The sequence below is a fragment of the Acidovorax sp. 1608163 genome (assembly GCF_003669015.1).
GTDB lineage: Bacteria > Pseudomonadota > Gammaproteobacteria > Burkholderiales > Burkholderiaceae_C > Acidovorax.
Genome location: NZ_CP033069.1, coordinates 264,267 through 279,160, shown reverse-complemented (window position 1 = coordinate 279,160; position 14,894 = coordinate 264,267). Strand labels below are relative to the sequence as shown.

General features: G+C 66.6%; 14 protein-coding genes and 1 pseudogene. 2 read left to right on the top strand and 13 right to left on the bottom strand.

Annotated elements, in window-relative coordinates; translation table 11 throughout:
• From EAG14_RS01200 to EAG14_RS01175, 6 genes and pseudogenes are all read right to left on the bottom strand, one after another.
• On the bottom strand, positions 1 to 726 hold the full coding sequence (locus EAG14_RS01200) for an ABC transporter ATP-binding protein (RefSeq protein ID WP_121727827.1): 726 nt from the start codon (positions 724 to 726) through the stop codon (positions 1 to 3).
• Entirely contained in the window at positions 719 to 1,489 is a 771-nt protein-coding gene (locus tag EAG14_RS01195) for an ABC transporter ATP-binding protein (RefSeq protein ID WP_121727826.1), read from the bottom strand. Before EAG14_RS01195 ends, EAG14_RS01200 begins: the two co-directional genes overlap by 8 nt.
• The gene (locus EAG14_RS01190; protein WP_121727825.1) at positions 1,486 to 2,463 is read right to left on the bottom strand and encodes a branched-chain amino acid ABC transporter permease; all 978 of its coding nucleotides are present in this window, start codon (positions 2,461 to 2,463) and stop codon (positions 1,486 to 1,488) included. The genes EAG14_RS01195 and EAG14_RS01190 overlap by 4 nt, the downstream gene beginning before the upstream one ends.
• Before the next feature lie 128 nt (positions 2,464 to 2,591).
• Positions 2,592 to 3,463, bottom strand: a pseudogene (locus tag EAG14_RS01185) (branched-chain amino acid ABC transporter permease).
• Between the two features lie 214 nt (positions 3,464 to 3,677).
• Positions 3,678 to 4,856, bottom strand: coding sequence for an ABC transporter substrate-binding protein (locus tag EAG14_RS01180; protein WP_121727824.1), 1,179 nt, complete (start codon positions 4,854 to 4,856; stop codon positions 3,678 to 3,680).
• A gap of 152 nt (positions 4,857 to 5,008) precedes the next feature.
• On the bottom strand, positions 5,009 to 5,794 hold the full coding sequence (locus EAG14_RS01175) for a GntR family transcriptional regulator (RefSeq protein ID WP_121727823.1): 786 nt from the start codon (positions 5,792 to 5,794) through the stop codon (positions 5,009 to 5,011).
• 261 nt (positions 5,795 to 6,055) lie between these two features.
• Here EAG14_RS01175 and EAG14_RS01170 point away from each other — a divergent pair, with 261 nt between their 5' ends.
• Positions 6,056 to 7,099, top strand: a complete 1,044-nt coding sequence (locus tag EAG14_RS01170) for an aromatic ring-hydroxylating dioxygenase subunit alpha (RefSeq protein WP_121727822.1) — start codon at positions 6,056 to 6,058, stop codon at positions 7,097 to 7,099.
• Positions 7,096 to 8,064, top strand: coding sequence for a PDR/VanB family oxidoreductase (locus EAG14_RS01165; RefSeq protein ID WP_121727821.1), 969 nt, complete (start codon positions 7,096 to 7,098; stop codon positions 8,062 to 8,064). The genes EAG14_RS01170 and EAG14_RS01165 overlap by 4 nt, the downstream gene beginning before the upstream one ends.
• A 30-nt stretch (positions 8,065 to 8,094) precedes the next feature.
• Here the strand turns inward: EAG14_RS01165 and EAG14_RS01160 are convergent, their stop codons facing one another.
• From EAG14_RS01160 to EAG14_RS01130, 7 genes are read right to left on the bottom strand one after another with little or no spacing between them, the layout of a single operon-like run.
• Complete coding sequence (locus EAG14_RS01160) at positions 8,095 to 9,795, bottom strand: nitrite reductase (RefSeq protein ID WP_121727820.1); 1,701 nt, start codon at positions 9,793 to 9,795, stop codon at positions 8,095 to 8,097.
• Positions 9,785 to 11,026: a heme d1 biosynthesis radical SAM protein NirJ gene (nirJ, locus tag EAG14_RS01155; RefSeq protein WP_121727819.1), complete on the bottom strand. Its 1,242-nt coding sequence runs from the start codon at positions 11,024 to 11,026 to the stop codon at positions 9,785 to 9,787. The genes EAG14_RS01160 and nirJ overlap by 11 nt, the downstream gene beginning before the upstream one ends.
• A gap of 2 nt (positions 11,027 to 11,028) precedes the next feature.
• Positions 11,029 to 11,511, bottom strand: coding sequence for an AsnC family transcriptional regulator (locus EAG14_RS01150; protein WP_121727818.1), 483 nt, complete (start codon positions 11,509 to 11,511; stop codon positions 11,029 to 11,031).
• Positions 11,492 to 11,998: an Lrp/AsnC family transcriptional regulator gene (locus tag EAG14_RS01145; protein WP_121727817.1), complete on the bottom strand. Its 507-nt coding sequence runs from the start codon at positions 11,996 to 11,998 to the stop codon at positions 11,492 to 11,494. The genes EAG14_RS01150 and EAG14_RS01145 overlap by 20 nt, the downstream gene beginning before the upstream one ends.
• Complete coding sequence (locus EAG14_RS01140) at positions 11,985 to 13,121, bottom strand: Lrp/AsnC family transcriptional regulator (RefSeq protein WP_162995871.1); 1,137 nt, start codon at positions 13,119 to 13,121, stop codon at positions 11,985 to 11,987. Before EAG14_RS01140 ends, EAG14_RS01145 begins: the two co-directional genes overlap by 14 nt.
• A gap of 1 nt (position 13,122) precedes the next feature.
• Positions 13,123 to 14,343, bottom strand: coding sequence for a cytochrome D1 domain-containing protein (locus EAG14_RS01135; protein WP_121730233.1), 1,221 nt, complete (start codon positions 14,341 to 14,343; stop codon positions 13,123 to 13,125).
• 20 nt (positions 14,344 to 14,363) lie between these two features.
• Positions 14,364 to 14,765: a cytochrome c gene (locus EAG14_RS01130; RefSeq protein WP_371414391.1), complete on the bottom strand. Its 402-nt coding sequence runs from the start codon at positions 14,763 to 14,765 to the stop codon at positions 14,364 to 14,366.
• Positions 14,766 to 14,894: the final 129 nt, after the last annotated feature.

Sequence of the window (14,894 nt, the reverse complement as noted above, 5' to 3'; positions counted from 1 at the left end):
TTACCTTGCCACACCCAGCAAGCGCGCCAGCAACTCGGGCTGCGCACTCAAGTCGTCGGCCGCCCCGGTGTGCACTACCGTGCCCCGGTCCAGCACCGCAGCGCGGTCGGAGATGGCCAGGATGGCCTGCGGATGCTGCTCCACGATGATGGCAGAGAGGCCTTCCTCGCGGGTGATGCGGCGGATGGCGCGCAGCAGCTCTTCCACGATGATGGGCGCAAGGCCTTCGAGCGGCTCGTCGAGCAGCAGCAGGCGCGGGTTGAGCACCAGCGCGCGGCCCACGGCCAGCATCTGCTGCTCGCCGCCCGATAGCTGCGTGCCCAGGTTGGTCTTGCGCTCGGCCAGGCGCGGGAACATTTCGTACACGCGCTCGGGCGTCCACTGCCGTGCAGTCGAGCCTTTGCGGCCCGGGCGCGCCACGGCCGTGAGGTTCTCGTGCACGGTGAGCGACTTGAAGATGTTGCGCTCTTGCGGCACCCAGCCGATGCCGGCGGCCGCACGTTCGTGGGACGCCAACTTGTGCAGCGCAATGCCGCCCAGGGTCACGCTACCCGCGTGCTGGCGTGTGGCCCCGGCCAGCGTGTTGATGAGCGTGGTCTTGCCCGTGCCGTTGCGGCCCAGCAGGGCCAGCGTGTCACCCTCGGGCAGGGCCAGCGAAATGCCTTGCAGCACCACGGCCTCGCCGTAGCCCGCGCTCAAACCGTCAATGTGCAACAGCTCAGACATGCGCGTCCTCCCCATGGCCAAGGTACACGGCCTTCACCTGCGCGTCGTTGGCAATGGTGTCCGGGTTGCCCTCGGTGAGCACCGTGCCGTTGACCAGCACCGTCATGCGATTGGCGAAGCTGAAAACCAGGTCCATATCGTGTTCGATCAAAAGCACTGAGACATCGGCGGGCAGGGCCGCCACGGTCTGCAGCAGCTCCTCACGCTCGCCGGCGGGCACACCGGCCACGGGTTCGTCGAGTAGCAGCACGCGTGGCTCACAGGCCAGCGCAATCGCAATCTCCAGCAGGCGGCGCTTGCCGTAGGCCAGCACGCGCGTTTCCTCGGCCATCACGGAAGTCAGGTGGAACTGCTCCAGCAATTGCTCGCAACGTTCGGTGACCGCCTTGCGCGCACCCAGCGGTTGCCACCACTTGCCGCCCAGGCCCTGGTGCTGCGACACGGTGAGCGCCAGTGTCTCCAGCGGCGTGAGCGTGTCGAACAGCTGGTTGATCTGGAAGGTGCGCACCATGCCGCGCTGCACACGCTGGTGCGGCGCAAGGCGGGTGATGTCCTGGCCTTCCAACGTGATCGAGCCTTCGGTGGGCTCCAGCACGCCGGTTAGCAGGTTGATGAGCGTGGTCTTGCCCGCACCGTTGGGGCCGATGAGCGCATGGCGTGCGCCCTTTTTCAGATTCAGCGTGACATTGTTGGTGGCGGTGATGCCGCCAAATCGCATGACGAGCCCCTGCGCGGAGAGCACGGTGGTGTTATCGGTGTTCATGCGTTTCTCCCGAACCACGTCCAGGGACGAAATAGCCGTTCGCGCCCCACCAGCACCAGCACCACGAGGAACAGGCCAATCCAGAACGTCCAGTACTGGGGCGTGACCGACGAGATCACGTCCTGCAGCAGCTTGAAGCCAATAGCGCCCAGGATGCCGCCGTAGAGCCATCCCACGCCGCCGATCACGAGGATCAACATCACATCGGCCGAGCGGTGGAACTCAAACAGATCAAGCGATGCAAAACCTGTGGTCTGCGTAAGCAAGGCGCCCGCAGCCCCGGCCAGCGCAGCGGCCAGCGTGTACACCTGCGCGAGCTTTGCAGTCACCGGGATACCGATGGCCATGGCACGCAGCCGGTTGTCGCGGATGGCCTTGAGCGTGGCCCCGAACGGCGATTGCACGATGCGCCGCGCGATGAGGAAGAACACCAGCAGCACGGTGAGCGAATACCACGCGGCCGTGCGGCCGTACAGGTCGAACTCGAACTGGCCCAGCACAGGCCCCAGCACCACACCCTGCAGGCCGTCGGCACCACCAGTCAGCCAGTCGAGCTTGTTGGCCAGCTCCAGCATCACCAAGCCCACGCCCAGCGTGACCATGAGGCGCGTGAGATCGGTGCCGCGCATGATAGTGAGCGACGCCACGGCGCCCAGCACCGTAGCCGCAGCAATGCCCACGGCCAGGCCCACCAACGGGTCAGGCATCACATGCTTGGCAAACAGCGCCGCCGCGTAGCCACCCAAACCAAAGAAGGCGGCGTGGCCCAACGAGACGATGCCGGTGTAGCCCAGGATCAGGTCCAGCGACAGGGCAAACAGCGCGACGATGGCGATCTCGTTGATGATGAGCGCGTGGCTGGGCAGGGCCAGCGGCGCCACAAAGGCCAGCAGCCACAGCACAGGCTCCCACCAACGAAAGCGGCGGGCGCGCAGCAACGACTCTGCGGTGGAGGGGGATGTTGCGGGGTTCATTGCTCGGAGTCCGACGAAGAGGGCGAATACGCCAGTGCACCCGTGGAACTGGCTTTGCCAGGCCACCGGGTGCGTCCTCCTCCCACAGGAGAGGGGGAAGACGCGAAGCGGCTCAGGGGGTGCTTCATCTATTTGCCCCCCTTGCGCACAAAGAGGCCTTGGGGGCGCCAGATGAGGATCAGGATCATGAGGCTGTACACAATGAAAGCGCCCAGCTTGGGGATGTAGTACTTGCCCGCCACGTCGGCAATGCCCAGCAGCAGCGCAGCCAGCAGCGGGCCGGTGATGGACGAGGTGCCGCCCACCGCCACCACGATCAGAAAATAGATCATGAACTTGAGCGGAAAGCTCGGGTCGAGCCCCAGCACCTCGGCGCCCAGAGCCCCCCCAGGCCAGCGAGGCCCGAGCCGAACGCAAAGGTGGACAGGAACACGATGTTCACGTTGATGCCCATGCCAGCGGCCACGCGCTGGTCGTCCACACTGGCGCGCAGGCGGCTGCCGAAGCGGGTTTTGGTGAGCACATACTGCAGGCCCACGGTGAGCGCAGCGCACACCGCGATGATGAACAGGCGGTAGTGCCCCATGCCCAGCATGAGGGCACCGCTGCCGATCTCGGTACGGCCCTTGAGCCATTCAGGCAGCTGCATGATCTGCTGCGTGGAGCCCACAAAGTAGTCCACGCTGGCCACGGCCATGAACACCAGGCCAATGGAGAACAGCACTTGGTCTAGGTGGGCCTTGTGGTACAGCGGGCGGTAAAGCGTGCGCTCCAGCACTCCGCCCAGCACGGCCGTACCGACAAAGGCGATGGGCAGGCAGACGAGGAAAGGCACATCCAGCCGCTGCATGAGCAGCACGGTGATGTAGCCCCCCGCCATGGCAAAGGCCCCGTGCGCGAGGTTGATGAAGTTCATCAGCCCCATGGTCACGGCCAGGCCTACTGCCAGGATGAACAGCAGCATGCCGTAGGCAACGCCGTCGAAAAGAATGGTCAGCATGAAATCACTTCATTGAAGACAAAAGTGCACCACCCTGCTCAGGGCTGTGGAAGTGCGACGAATCACCAAAGCCGGACGTTCAACCTGCGGCCCCCGGTTTCGACAGGCCCAGCCCGAACGGATCGAGAGGGAGCCTGCCCGTAAATACTGGCGCGGCCCAGACCAGCGGCCGCCGCGCAAGGGCCGCCCCGCCGCGCTGGCGGCTCAGGGGGGCTTATTTAGTCTTGCCGGGGTCCTTGACGTCCTTGATCACGTCGAACTCCACGTTGTACAGCTGGCCATTCACCCGCTCCACCTTGCGCAGGTAAACGTTCTGCACGATGTCGCGGGTCTGCGCGTCGATGAACACGGGGCCGCGCGGGCTCTCGAAGATCTGGCCCTTCATGGCGGCCAGCAGTGCATCACCGCCGCCCGCGCCCTTGGTGGCCTTGAGCGCTTCATAGATCACACGCATGCCGTCATATCCGCCCACGGCCATGAAGTTGGGACGCAGGCCCTTGTTGGCCTTCTCGAACGCCTCGACAAACTTCTTGTTCAGCGGCGAAGGGTGCGCGGCCGAGTAGTGGTGCGACGTGACCACGCCCAAGGCGCCATCACCCATGTCGTTCAGTTGATCGTCATCGGTCACATCGCCGGTGGCAATCAGCTTGATGCCGGCCTTGTCCATGCCGCGCTCCAGGAACTGCTTCATCACGGCCGCCCCTGCGCCCGATGGCACGAAGACGAACAGCGCATCGGGCTTGGCGTCGCGCACCTTCTGCAGGAAGGGGGCGAAGTCGGGGTTGCGCAGCGGCACGCGCAGGGCTTCGGTCACCTGGCCACCGTTGAAGGTCAGGCGCTGGTTGAAATACTTCTCGGCATCGATGCCCGGGCCGTAATCGCTGACCAGGGTCACAACCTTCTTGATGCCGTTCTTGGGTGCCCAATCGGCCAGCGCGACGGAGACCTGGGGCAGCGTGAAGCTGGTGCGCACTACATAGGGCGATGCCTCGGTGATGCTGGACGTGGCGGCGGCCATCACCACCAGTGGGGTCTTGGACTGCGTGGCCAAGGGCGCGGTGGCCATGGCCGAGGGCGTGATGCCCATGCCGGCGAGCACGTTGACCTTTTCGTTGACGACCAGCTCCTGGGCCAGGCGGCGGGTCACGTCGGGCAGGCTGGTGTCGTCCTTGATGATGAGCTGCACCTTCTTGCCCGCCACGGTGTCACCGTTTTGCGCCATGTAGAGGCGCGCGGCGGCCTCGATCTGGCGGCCAGTGGTGGCTTGTTGGCCGGTCATGGGCAGGATCAGGCCGATCTTGAACGTGCCATCTTGGGCCCAGGCGCCCGGCATGCCAGCGCCCATGATCAGGGCGGCCGCAGCCGAGGCACGCAAAAGAGTGCGTTTTTGCATCGTTGTCTCCTGTGGAAATAATCGTTGTATACAGAAAAATGCAGGCCGCAGTGTGAAACCAGTCCGGCTATTGCACAAGCGAGGTTTCCAACTTTTAGTTATCGCCAAATGCAATAGCTGCCATCTCGGCTATAGCTTGCCACGCTACATGGTCAAGGCATCGCCACGGCTGCGGCGCGCTCGCGGATCAGGTTCACACCGGGCAGGCCATTGAGGTGGGGGCTTTGCACGGCCGCCAGCAGGTTGCGCCGGGTGATGCGCGAGTGCTCTCGCATGATGGCCTCTGCGCGTGCGCCTTCGCGCCGCTCAATGGCGTCCAGCACCTGGCGGTGGTGGTCTTGGGCAATCACCAGCATGTCGCGGGCCGCGTTGGAATGGGTCTGCACCACCACAAAGGCCGAGGGCGAGGCAAACGGCAGGCTTTTGATGCGCTCTAGCTCGCGCACCACCAGGTCACTGCCCACCATGCGGGTCAGCAGGTGGTGAAACTGCGCGTTCAGCGCTACATAGCGGGCAAACCCATCGTCGTCCAATGCCTGCGGTTGCAGCACTTGGTCAATGGCGTCCAGGCACTGTGTGGCCTGGACCAGCAGCAACGCATCGGCCCCGCGCTCAGCCGCCAAGCGCGCAGCCAAACCCTCCATGGTGCCGCGCAGCTCAATGGCATCGGCCACATCGGCCTCTGAAAACGTGCGCACCGCATAGCCTCCACTGGGCAGGCCATGCAACAGGCCTTCTTGCTCCAAGCGCAGCAGGGCCTCACGGATGGGGGTGCGCGACACCCCCAGCCTCTCCACCAGCGCCAGCTCTGCAATGCGGGCGCCTCCAGGCAGGTCCCCCGCCAAGATCATTTCGCGCAACCGCAACTGCGCACGCACCGCCTGCGAGGCCCCAGCGCCTGTCGAAGGGTGTGCAGAGGAAAGGTCTGATGGATTCATTGGGGTTTGCATACAAAGTCGCACTGAACGCCATCAATGTATACACAAAAACCTCCAAAACCATCTACCCGCACTTTGAAGTTCATACAAAACAACAACTTACGATGTATGCCAAATTGCAATAACAGCCAGATCGTATTTTTCTGTATACATAAAATCCAACACTTTGCACAATGCCATCGCTGACACAGGGCCTTCCGCCTTGGGCGAAAGCGGCATTCAGACCGCAGGCCCCGCCCCCCGAACAAGGAGACAAACACGATGTTCCCCAAAAACGCCTGGTACGTGGTCTGCACGCCCGACGAGATCGCCGACAAACCCCTGGGCCGCACCATTTGCGGCGAAAAGATGGTGCTCTACCGCCCTGCCCCCGACCAGGTCGCGGCGCTGGACGATTTTTGCCCCCACCGGGGTGCCCCCCTATCGCTGGGCAAGGTGTGCGATGGCCACCTGCAGTGCGGCTACCACGGCCTCAGGGTCGACTGCACGGGCAAGTCGGTCTCCATGCCCGGCCAGCGGGTGCAGGCCTTTCCCAAGGCGCGCAGCTTTGCGGTGGTCGAGCGCTATGGCTTCATCTGGGTGTGGCCGGGCGATGCCGCCCTGGCCGACCCGGCCACCATCCACCACCTGCCCTGGGCCAACAACCCCGCATGGGCCTACGGCGGCGGGCTGTACCACATTGCCTGCGACTACCGCCTCATGATCGACAACCTGATGGACCTGACGCACGAGACCTATGTGCACTCCACCAGCATCGGCCAAAAGGAAATTGACGAGGTGCCCTGCAAGACCCGCGTGGAGGGCGACGAGGTGATCACCAGCCGCTTCATGGAGGGCATTGAAGCCCCGCCGTTCTGGAAGATGGCCCTGCGCATGAATGGCCTGCCCGACGACCAGCCCGTGGACCGCTGGCAGATCTGCCACTTCACACCGCCCAGCCATGTGCTGATCGAGGTCGGCGTCGCACTGGCAGGCCATGGCGGCTACGATGCGCCCGCTGACAAGAAGGCGTCCAGCATCGTGGTGGACTTCATCACGCCCGAGACCGAAACCTCGATCCACTACTTCTGGGGCATGGCGCGCAACTTCAAGCCGCAAGACCCATCGCTGACGACCCAGATTCGCGACGGCCAAGGCAAAATCTTTGCCGAGGACCAGGAGATGCTGGAGCTGCAGCAAGAGAACCTGTTGCGCTACCCTGACCGCAAGCTGCTCATGCTCAACATCGACTCGGGCGGTGTGCAGTCGCGGCGCATTCTGGACCGCTTGCTCGCCGCCGAGCAGACCCTCAAGGAAACCGCATGACCGCCCAGGAAACCTTGCTCGTTCGCGTCACCCAAAAGCAGGCCGAGGCCGAAGGCATCACCAGCTTTGAGCTGGCCCGCGCCGACGGCGCACCGCTGCCGCCGTTCAGCGCAGGCTCGCACATCGATGTGCACCTGCCCGCCAGCGCGGGCGGCCTGGTGCGGCAGTATTCGCTGTGCAACGCATCGCACGAGCAGCACCGCTACCGCATAGCCGTGCTGCGCGACGCCGCCTCGCGCGGCGGCTCGGTGGGCATGCACGATGCCGTGCACGAGGGCGATCTCATCACCATCAGCACACCCCGCAACCTGTTTGCGCTGCACCCCGCGCCGCACACGCTGCTGGTGGCTGGGGGCATTGGCGTCACCCCCCTGATGTGCATGGCAGACCGGCTGCAGCGCACCGGGGCCAGCTATGCGCTGCACTACTGCACCCGCTCGCCCGAGCGCACGGCCTTTGCCAACGAACTGGCGGCATCGCCCATGGCGCCGCACGTGCACTTTTACGCCGACAGTGGCGGGCACAAGCTGGACGCCCTGGCGCTGCTGGCCGATGCACCGGCGGGCACGCGCCTGTATGTGTGCGGCCCGGCAGGATTCATCGAACATGTGGTCAACACCGCCAAGAACCTGGCGTGGCCGCAAGACCACATCCACCTCGAATACTTTGCCGCCCCCGAGCAAGACACGTCGGCAGACCAAACCTTTGAAGTGCGCCTGGCCAGCACCGGCAAGACCTACACCGTTGCGAAAGACACCTCGGTGGTGCACGCCCTGCGCGTGCACGGCGTGGACATCATGACCGCGTGCGAACAAGGGGTGTGCGGCACCTGCATCACCCGCGTGCTGGAGGGCGAGGTGGAGCACCGCGACATGTATCTGACCGAAGAAGAGCGCGCCAGCAACGAGCAGTTCCTGCCCTGCTGCTCACGCGCGCGCAGCAAGCTGCTGGTGCTGGATTTGTAAGCCCTGCGCAGCGATCGGTGAACAGGCACTCTAGTGCGAGGTGCCTTCGCTGCGCGAGATCTTGTTCCACACGTTGTACTTGCCCACGGGCTTGCTCATGGGCAGGCGCTTGACCTCTTTGAAGGTCTGCGCGTCGTACACCACCACGGCGCCGTCCATCTCCCACACGCTGGCCAGGGCGTAGCGACCGTCCTTGGTGAACTCGATGTGCGCCAGCGTCTTGCCCGGCTCCCGCACCTGGGCCACCACTGCCAGCGTGCGCTTGTCGATGATGGTGAGCGTGTCTTTTGCGCTGGGGCTCATCATGGAATCGGTCCAGGCATAGGGCGTCTTCTCATGGCTGCGCATGAAGAAGCCGGGGCCGGGCGTGGCAATGGTGCGCACAGGCTTCCAGGTCTTCATGTCCACCACGTCGATGGCGCCCCCTTGCAGATTGGGACTGGCCAGCACGGTGGTGCCGTTCCAGGCAAAGGTGATGCCCGAGCCCAGGTGCGGCATGCCGGCAATGGGCAGGTCGGCCACCTTGCGACGGATGTCCAGGTTCACCACCTGGGCGGTGGCGCCAGGGGCCGCCGCCGCTGGGGCTGCTGCATCAGGCTTGCTAGAAGCGCCAGCGCCTTCTGCCTGCCGTGGGCGCGTGGCGCCCAGCACGTAGGTGTAGGTCTGGTCAAAGAAGAAGTCGTCCAGCGGCTCCTCCAGCGCTGTGCGCCGCACGCCTTGGAAGCCCGGCTTGGCAATCGACTCGCCCATGCGGTAGTCGTGCACATAGCCGTCGTGGATGGGCGCGGCCGCCGGGTCGTACGAAATCTCCCACAGCTCGGGCACGTCCTTGAGGGCCACCACAAAGCTGCGGCGCGGCGTGGCGTCGTACACCGCTGATACGCGTGATGCCTGCTTGCCGTCCAGCGTGGTGGCGGGGTAGTTGCGCACCAGGTTCAGGTCGGCATCGAACAGCACCACATTGCGCGGCAGGTAGTTGGCGGCCATCACCCAGCGCCCGTCGCCGCTCACGGCCACGTTGCGCATGTTCAGGCCCGCACGCACCTCGGCCACCACACGCAGGCGCCACAGGTCGTACTTGGTGATCCAGCCATCGCGCGAGCCAAAGAACACATAACGCCCATCGGGCGTGAACTTGGGGCCGCCATGCAACGCGTAGCGACTGGCAAAGCGGGTGATGACTTCGAGCTTGTCGCCATCGAGCACCGACACATGGTGGTCGCCCCCTTCCACCACCACGAACAGGTTCATGGGGTCGGCAGACCACACCGGCTTGGCGGGCTCATCGGCTGGCGCGGGGGTGACCACGCGGGACGCACGGATGTCCTCGTTGCCCCAGGTGGGCGCAACGGGCGCTGGGCTGCGCACCCACTGCGCCAGTGCCTGGATTTCGGCGGCGCTCAGCGTGGCGGCAAACGCGGGCATCTGCGTGGCGGGGCGGCCCTGGCCGATGACGCGCAGCACCTCGGCCGGGCGTACGCGCTCCAGGCTCTCGGGCAGCAGGGCCGGGCCCATGGCACCCGTGCGCTGCGGGGCGTGGCACACAGCGCAGTGCTGCTGGTACAGGGCCGGTGCATTGGGCAGATTGGCCGTAGCGGCCGTAGCAACCGCGTTAGCGCTGGGCGCGGGGGCTTGCGCCCATGCAGCACCAGCGGCTGCCCACACGCCCGTGGCGGCGGCAAGGCACAGCGCGATCCAGCGCGCGGTGCGGGCAAAGCGGTCACTGCGCATGGCTCACCTCCATGAAATGCACGGGGTGCTGGGCCACTGGCACAGCCACGGCCAGGTGCTCGGTGCCGGTCTCTTCATCGCTCAGGTAGCAGCCGGGGTCAGGCGCCCAGGCATTGCCGGTGAGCTGCTGCGCACGCACCCGGGTGTTGCCGCCACACAGGCTGAAGTATTGGCACGCCGCGCAACGCCCTTCCACCGGCCGTGGGTGGGCCTTGAGGCCCGCCATCAGCGGATCGCTGGTGTCCGCCCATATGGCAGAAAACGGCCGCTCGCGCACGCTGCCCAGGTCGTGGTGCCACCACATGGTGTCGGGGTGCACGTGGCCCAGGTTGTCGATGTTGGCCACGTTGACCCCGCTGGCGTTACCGCCCCAGGCCTGCAGGCGCTCGCGCAAGGGGGCCTGCCAGCGCGGCAAGCGCTGCTGCACCCACTGCAGCAGGTAGGCACCGTCGGCGTCGTTGTTGCCCGTCACGTAGTCTTCGTCACGCCCGTCCAGCGCGGCTTGCCAGGCGCGCTCAAACAGCAAGTCCAGCGCCTCGCGCGTGGCGGTGAAGTGCGCGTCCTTGCCCCGGTGGATGTTGCCGCGCCCCGCGTAGTTGAGGTGCGAGAAGTAGAACTTCTGCGCGCCCTCCTCGCGCATCAGCGCCAGCAAGGCGGGCAAGTCGTGCGCGTTCATCGAGGTCATCGTGAAGCGCAGGCCCACCTTCACGCCGCGTGCGTCCAGGTGGCGCACGGCGGCCAGGCTGCGGTCAAACGCACCGTCGAGGCGGCGGAACTTGTCGTGCGTGGGCTTGAGGCCATCGAGGCTGATGCCCACATAGTCAAAGCCTGCGGCGGCCACGCGGTCGGCCATGGGCTCGTCGATGAGCGTGCCATTGGTCGACAGGCCCACATAAAAACCCATGGCGCGCGCACGCGCCGCAATGTCGAACAGGTCCGGGCGCATCAGCGGCTCGCCGCCCGAGAGGATCAGCACCGGCACGCTGTAGGCACGCAAATCGTCCATCACGGTGAACACCTCCTCGGTGCTCAGCTCGCCTGCGTAGTCGTGGTCGGCCGACAGGGCGTAGCAGTGCTTGCAGGTGAGGTTGCAGCGGCGAATCAGGTTCCAGATGACCACCGGGCCGGGGGCCTTGCGGCCTTGCGTGCCCCGGCGCAAAGAGGGCACAGGGTATTGGCCCGTGGCTTCGGCCTGGGCCAGCTCGCGCATGTATTGGCTAATGCGAAACATGGTTAGTCTTCCTTCAGGCGCAGGCCTGTCTTCTTGAGCACTGCACTGGAATACAGAATGTCGTGCTGGCGGCAGTGCGGCCCCAGCAGTTGGGCGAGGTCGGCGGCCTGCTCGGCCACTTCATCGCGGCTGCGCCCATGCAGCATGGCGAACAGGTTGTAGGGCCACACGGGCAGGCTGCGGGGGCGCAAGTAGCAGTGGCTCACACCCGGCAGCAGCGCCACCTGCTGGGCCAGCGCGTCCACCTGCTCATCGGCCACGTCCCACACGCTCATGCCGTTGGCGGTAAAGCCCAGCCGGTAGTGGTGGGGCACAGCACCGATGCGGCGCACCAGACCGGTGTGCAATAGCTCACCCAGCCGCTGGCGCACGCGCTCACCGCTCACGCCCAGGGCAGCGCCCACAGCGTCGTAGGGGCGGGGCACCAGGGGCAGACCGGCCTGGGTGGCGGCGATCAGCGCCCGGTCAAACGCATCCAGCGCCATGGGGCACCTCCTGCGGTGTTGGCAGCGCTTCACCGGGCGGCAGCAGCGGCAGGCGCAGCTCCACGCGGTATTCACGCTCCTTGGGAAAGGCATGGACCTTCAAGCCCGTGGTGTCTTCAATGCGCTGCAGCACCTGAGTCGCCTGCGCGGGCGACTCGGCTGCCACCACAAACCACATGTTCAGGGCGTGTTCGCGCCGGTAGTTGTGGGCCACCTCGGGCAGGGCGTTGACCTGCACGGCCACCACGTCAAACTGCGCCTCGGGGGCCGACAAAGCGGCCAGCACAAACTGCCCGCCCGCGCGCTCGATCTGGAACAGCGGGCCAAAGCGGCTGAGGTAGCCATCACCCAGCAAACGCTGCAGACGCTGCAGCACATCCTGCTCGGAGGTGCCCAGAGCCTGCGCCACGGCGGCATAGGGCTCGTCCACCAGCGGAAAGCCGCCGTGCAAGTAGGCCATCAAACGCAGGTCGTCAATGGACGGCATCGGCCACCCCCTGCACAACACCCTGCGGCGCCACCGGGGTGGCAGACCCAAAGCGGCGCCCCCCCGTTTGCTTGAAGCGGCGGCGCGAGAACAGCACCGCGCGCGGCACGGCGGCCAGCCCACTGCGCTCCAGCGCGCTGGCCAGCACCTGCTCCACCGCCTGGCGGTGGGCGCCATGCACCATGAAATACAGGTTGTACGGCCAGCCCGTGGCACGGGCACGGCGGTAGGCCAGGGTCACCCCCGGCTGGGCGGCCAGGGCGCGGCCTGCGGCATCCACCTGGGCATCGGGCACGTCCAGCACCGTCATGGCGTTGGCGGCAAAGCCCAGTTCGTGGTGCCGCACCACCACGCCAAAGCGGCTGAGCACGCCGGTGTGCACCCACTGCTGCAGGCGCGCCTGCACCTGTGCGGCGGTGGTGCCCAGGGCCTGCGCCCATGCGGCGTAGGGCTGCTCCACCAGGGGCAAACCCGCCTCGGCCAGCGCGGCCAGGGGCCAATCGGCATCGGCCAACACTGCCGTGGCCGCAGCGCGCGGGCCATGGGGGGCTTGTGAGGCGGGCAGCGCAGCGCAGCCCACAGCCACAGGGCCAATGCACGGCCCCGCTGTCAGGCCAGTCGCCAAGTCAAAGGCCAGGTCAATGCGGTAGGGCTGCAGCATGGGCAGGCGCAGTGCGCTCAGGCCCGTGGCAGCTTCCAGCGCCACCATCGCCTGCTCTACCTGGGCATCGCTGGCGCCGGTCAGCACAAACCACAGGTTGTAGGCGTTTTCGCGCTCGTAGTTGTGGTTGACGCCAGAGTGCGCCGAGACCACAGCGGCCACGGCTTCCAGCCGGTCGGGCGGCACGGCCATGGCGGCCAGCACCGAGGCACCGCCGCTGCCCGGCGCAAACACGGCGCCAATGCGGCTGAGGGCGCCCTCTTGCGCGAGCTGCCGGTATGCCTGCAGCACCTGGGCGCTGGGCATGTCCAGGGCCGCGCCCACCACGGCAAACGGTTCATCACACAGCGGAAAGCCGCGCTGCCAGGCGTTGAGAAGCGACAGCCGCTGCGCTGGGCTGGGATAGGGACTAGGGCTTGGGCTGGCCAGGGACGGCGCAGCAGGGTCGGGCACGGCTTGCATGTCAGAACCCCATGCGCTGTGCACGCGCCGTGAAGAAGATGCCACTGGGCGCATCCACCGCCAGCGTGGCCAGGGTCTGGCGCGTGGCGGTGTCGATGACGCGCACCAGGTGGTCGTCGCGGCAGCTGATCCACACCGCGTCGCCGCGCGGCGTGAACTCCATGTGCAGCACCGCTTTGCCGGGGCGCAGCGTGTCCACCACGCGCTGGCTGGGGGTGTCGATGACCTGCACCTGGTCGTAATCGGGCACGGCAAAGTTCACCCACATCTGGCGGCCATCGGGCCGGGCCATCACGAACACCGGTTGCCCGGCCACCGGGATGCGGCCCACCTCTTGCCAGGTGGTGGTGTCCACCACCAGCACCTCGTGGCGGCCAATGGCGGGCAGGTAGGCATGGCGCCCGGCCACGGCCCAGCCGCGCAGGTGCGGCATCTTGTACACCGGCAAGGGTTGCTGGCCCCGGCCATAGCCCGCCAGAATGCGCCGCACCACGGGCTTGGGCTCCCACAGGTCCACCATGGCCAGCCCGTCTTCGCCAAACAGGCCTGCGATGTAGTAGCGCCCGTCGGGGGTGACCAGCGCGTCGTACGGCTGGCGGCCAATGCCTTCGAGCGTGTGCACGCGCGGGTGGGCCGGGTCGGCGCAGTCGGCAATGCAAATGGCGTCGGCATCGAACAGGCTGTAGGCAAAGCGGCGCTGGGGCAAGTCCACCAGGCCCACCACGCGCGAACGCTGCCCAGTGCCGTAGGTGGCGGGCAGATCGGCCAGCAGGGCCAAGGTTTTCGCGTCAAACACCTTCACGCCGCCGGGCACGTAGTTTTGTGCCGCCACCAGCGTGCCATCGGCGCTGATGGCGCCGCCAATGGAGTTGCCCGCCTGCATCACCCGGTGCACCGTGCGCTCGCGCAGCAGGTCCACCTGCGTGAGGCCGCCATCGCGCCCGAACACATAGGCATAGCGCCCATCGCGCGAGAACACCACCGAGGCGTGCGACAGATCGCCCAGCCCGGTCACCTCGCCCAGCAAGGTGCGCTGGCTGGTGTTGACCACCGTGATGGCGCCCCGTGCGCGCTGGATGACCACGCCCAGATCGCCCGTGCCGCGCAGGGTGTCGGCGGTGGGCGCCGCACCATCGGCCAGGGCCGCGCAGCCGCTGGCCCACAGGGGAGAGGCCGCCACCGCAGCGCTGGTCGCCAAGGACAGCCAGCCGCGCCGGTGCATGGCAGGAAGGGGAATCGGGTTCATCGAGCGGGTCTCCGGGGTTCTTCAGGAAAGCCATCGGCCAGTTGCTGCGCCACCCACTGGGCTTCGTCCTGGGTGAGCATGGCGCTCCAGCCCGGCATGGGAGTGCCAGGGCGGCCGCCGTAGATGGTGGAAGCCATGGACAGCAGGGGCTTGCCCTCCAGCGCCTGGGGCGTGAGGGCCGGGCCCAGCCCGCCCGTCAGGCGCATGCCGTGGCACGAGCCGCAGTCTTGCCGCACCATGCGCACCAGCGCGCCCTGGCGCTCGGGGCTGGGGGCGGCGGGGGCAGGTTGCGCGACAGCCATGCCTGCCAGCCCCAGGCCGGCACACCAGGCCAGACAGGCGGCGCCCAGGCGCGCACGCACCGGGCTGGCCTGCGGGGAGAGGGGGTTGTGTGTCATGTCTTCACCGTGGGTGAGCGTGGGCGGCGTGGCATGCGCAAGACAAGTGCTTGCCCTGCGCCGGTCGTCACCGCCAATGAACGCATCGTCTCGCGGCTTGCAAGCGCCGACCTTGAACTAAGTCAAGGT

Bases quoted from the DNA above. Each gene is read 5' to 3' on its own strand.
- EAG14_RS01200 (WP_121727827.1), bottom strand. From the start codon at position 726: ATGTCTGAGCTGTTGCACATTGACGGTTTGAGCGCGGGCTACGGCGAG.
- EAG14_RS01195 (WP_121727826.1), bottom strand. From the start codon at position 1,489: ATGAACACCGATAACACCACCGTGCTCTCCGCGCAGGGGCTCGTCATG.
- EAG14_RS01190 (WP_121727825.1), bottom strand. From the start codon at position 2,463: ATGAACCCCGCAACATCCCCCTCCACCGCAGAGTCGTTGCTGCGCGCC.
- EAG14_RS01180 (WP_121727824.1), bottom strand. From the start codon at position 4,856: ATGCAAAAACGCACTCTTTTGCGTGCCTCGGCTGCGGCCGCCCTGATC.
- EAG14_RS01175 (WP_121727823.1), bottom strand. From the start codon at position 5,794: ATGAATCCATCAGACCTTTCCTCTGCACACCCTTCGACAGGCGCTGGG.
- EAG14_RS01170 (WP_121727822.1), top strand. From the start codon at position 6,056: ATGTTCCCCAAAAACGCCTGGTACGTGGTCTGCACGCCCGACGAGATC.
- EAG14_RS01165 (WP_121727821.1), top strand. From the start codon at position 7,096: ATGACCGCCCAGGAAACCTTGCTCGTTCGCGTCACCCAAAAGCAGGCC.
- EAG14_RS01160 (WP_121727820.1), bottom strand. From the start codon at position 9,795: ATGCGCAGTGACCGCTTTGCCCGCACCGCGCGCTGGATCGCGCTGTGC.
- nirJ (WP_121727819.1), bottom strand. From the start codon at position 11,026: ATGTTTCGCATTAGCCAATACATGCGCGAGCTGGCCCAGGCCGAAGCC.
- EAG14_RS01150 (WP_121727818.1), bottom strand. From the start codon at position 11,511: ATGGCGCTGGATGCGTTTGACCGGGCGCTGATCGCCGCCACCCAGGCC.
- EAG14_RS01145 (WP_121727817.1), bottom strand. From the start codon at position 11,998: ATGCCGTCCATTGACGACCTGCGTTTGATGGCCTACTTGCACGGCGGC.
- EAG14_RS01140 (WP_162995871.1), bottom strand. From the start codon at position 13,121: ATGCAAGCCGTGCCCGACCCTGCTGCGCCGTCCCTGGCCAGCCCAAGC.
- EAG14_RS01135 (WP_121730233.1), bottom strand. From the start codon at position 14,343: ATGCACCGGCGCGGCTGGCTGTCCTTGGCGACCAGCGCTGCGGTGGCG.
- EAG14_RS01130 (WP_371414391.1), bottom strand. From the start codon at position 14,765: ATGACACACAACCCCCTCTCCCCGCAGGCCAGCCCGGTGCGTGCGCGC.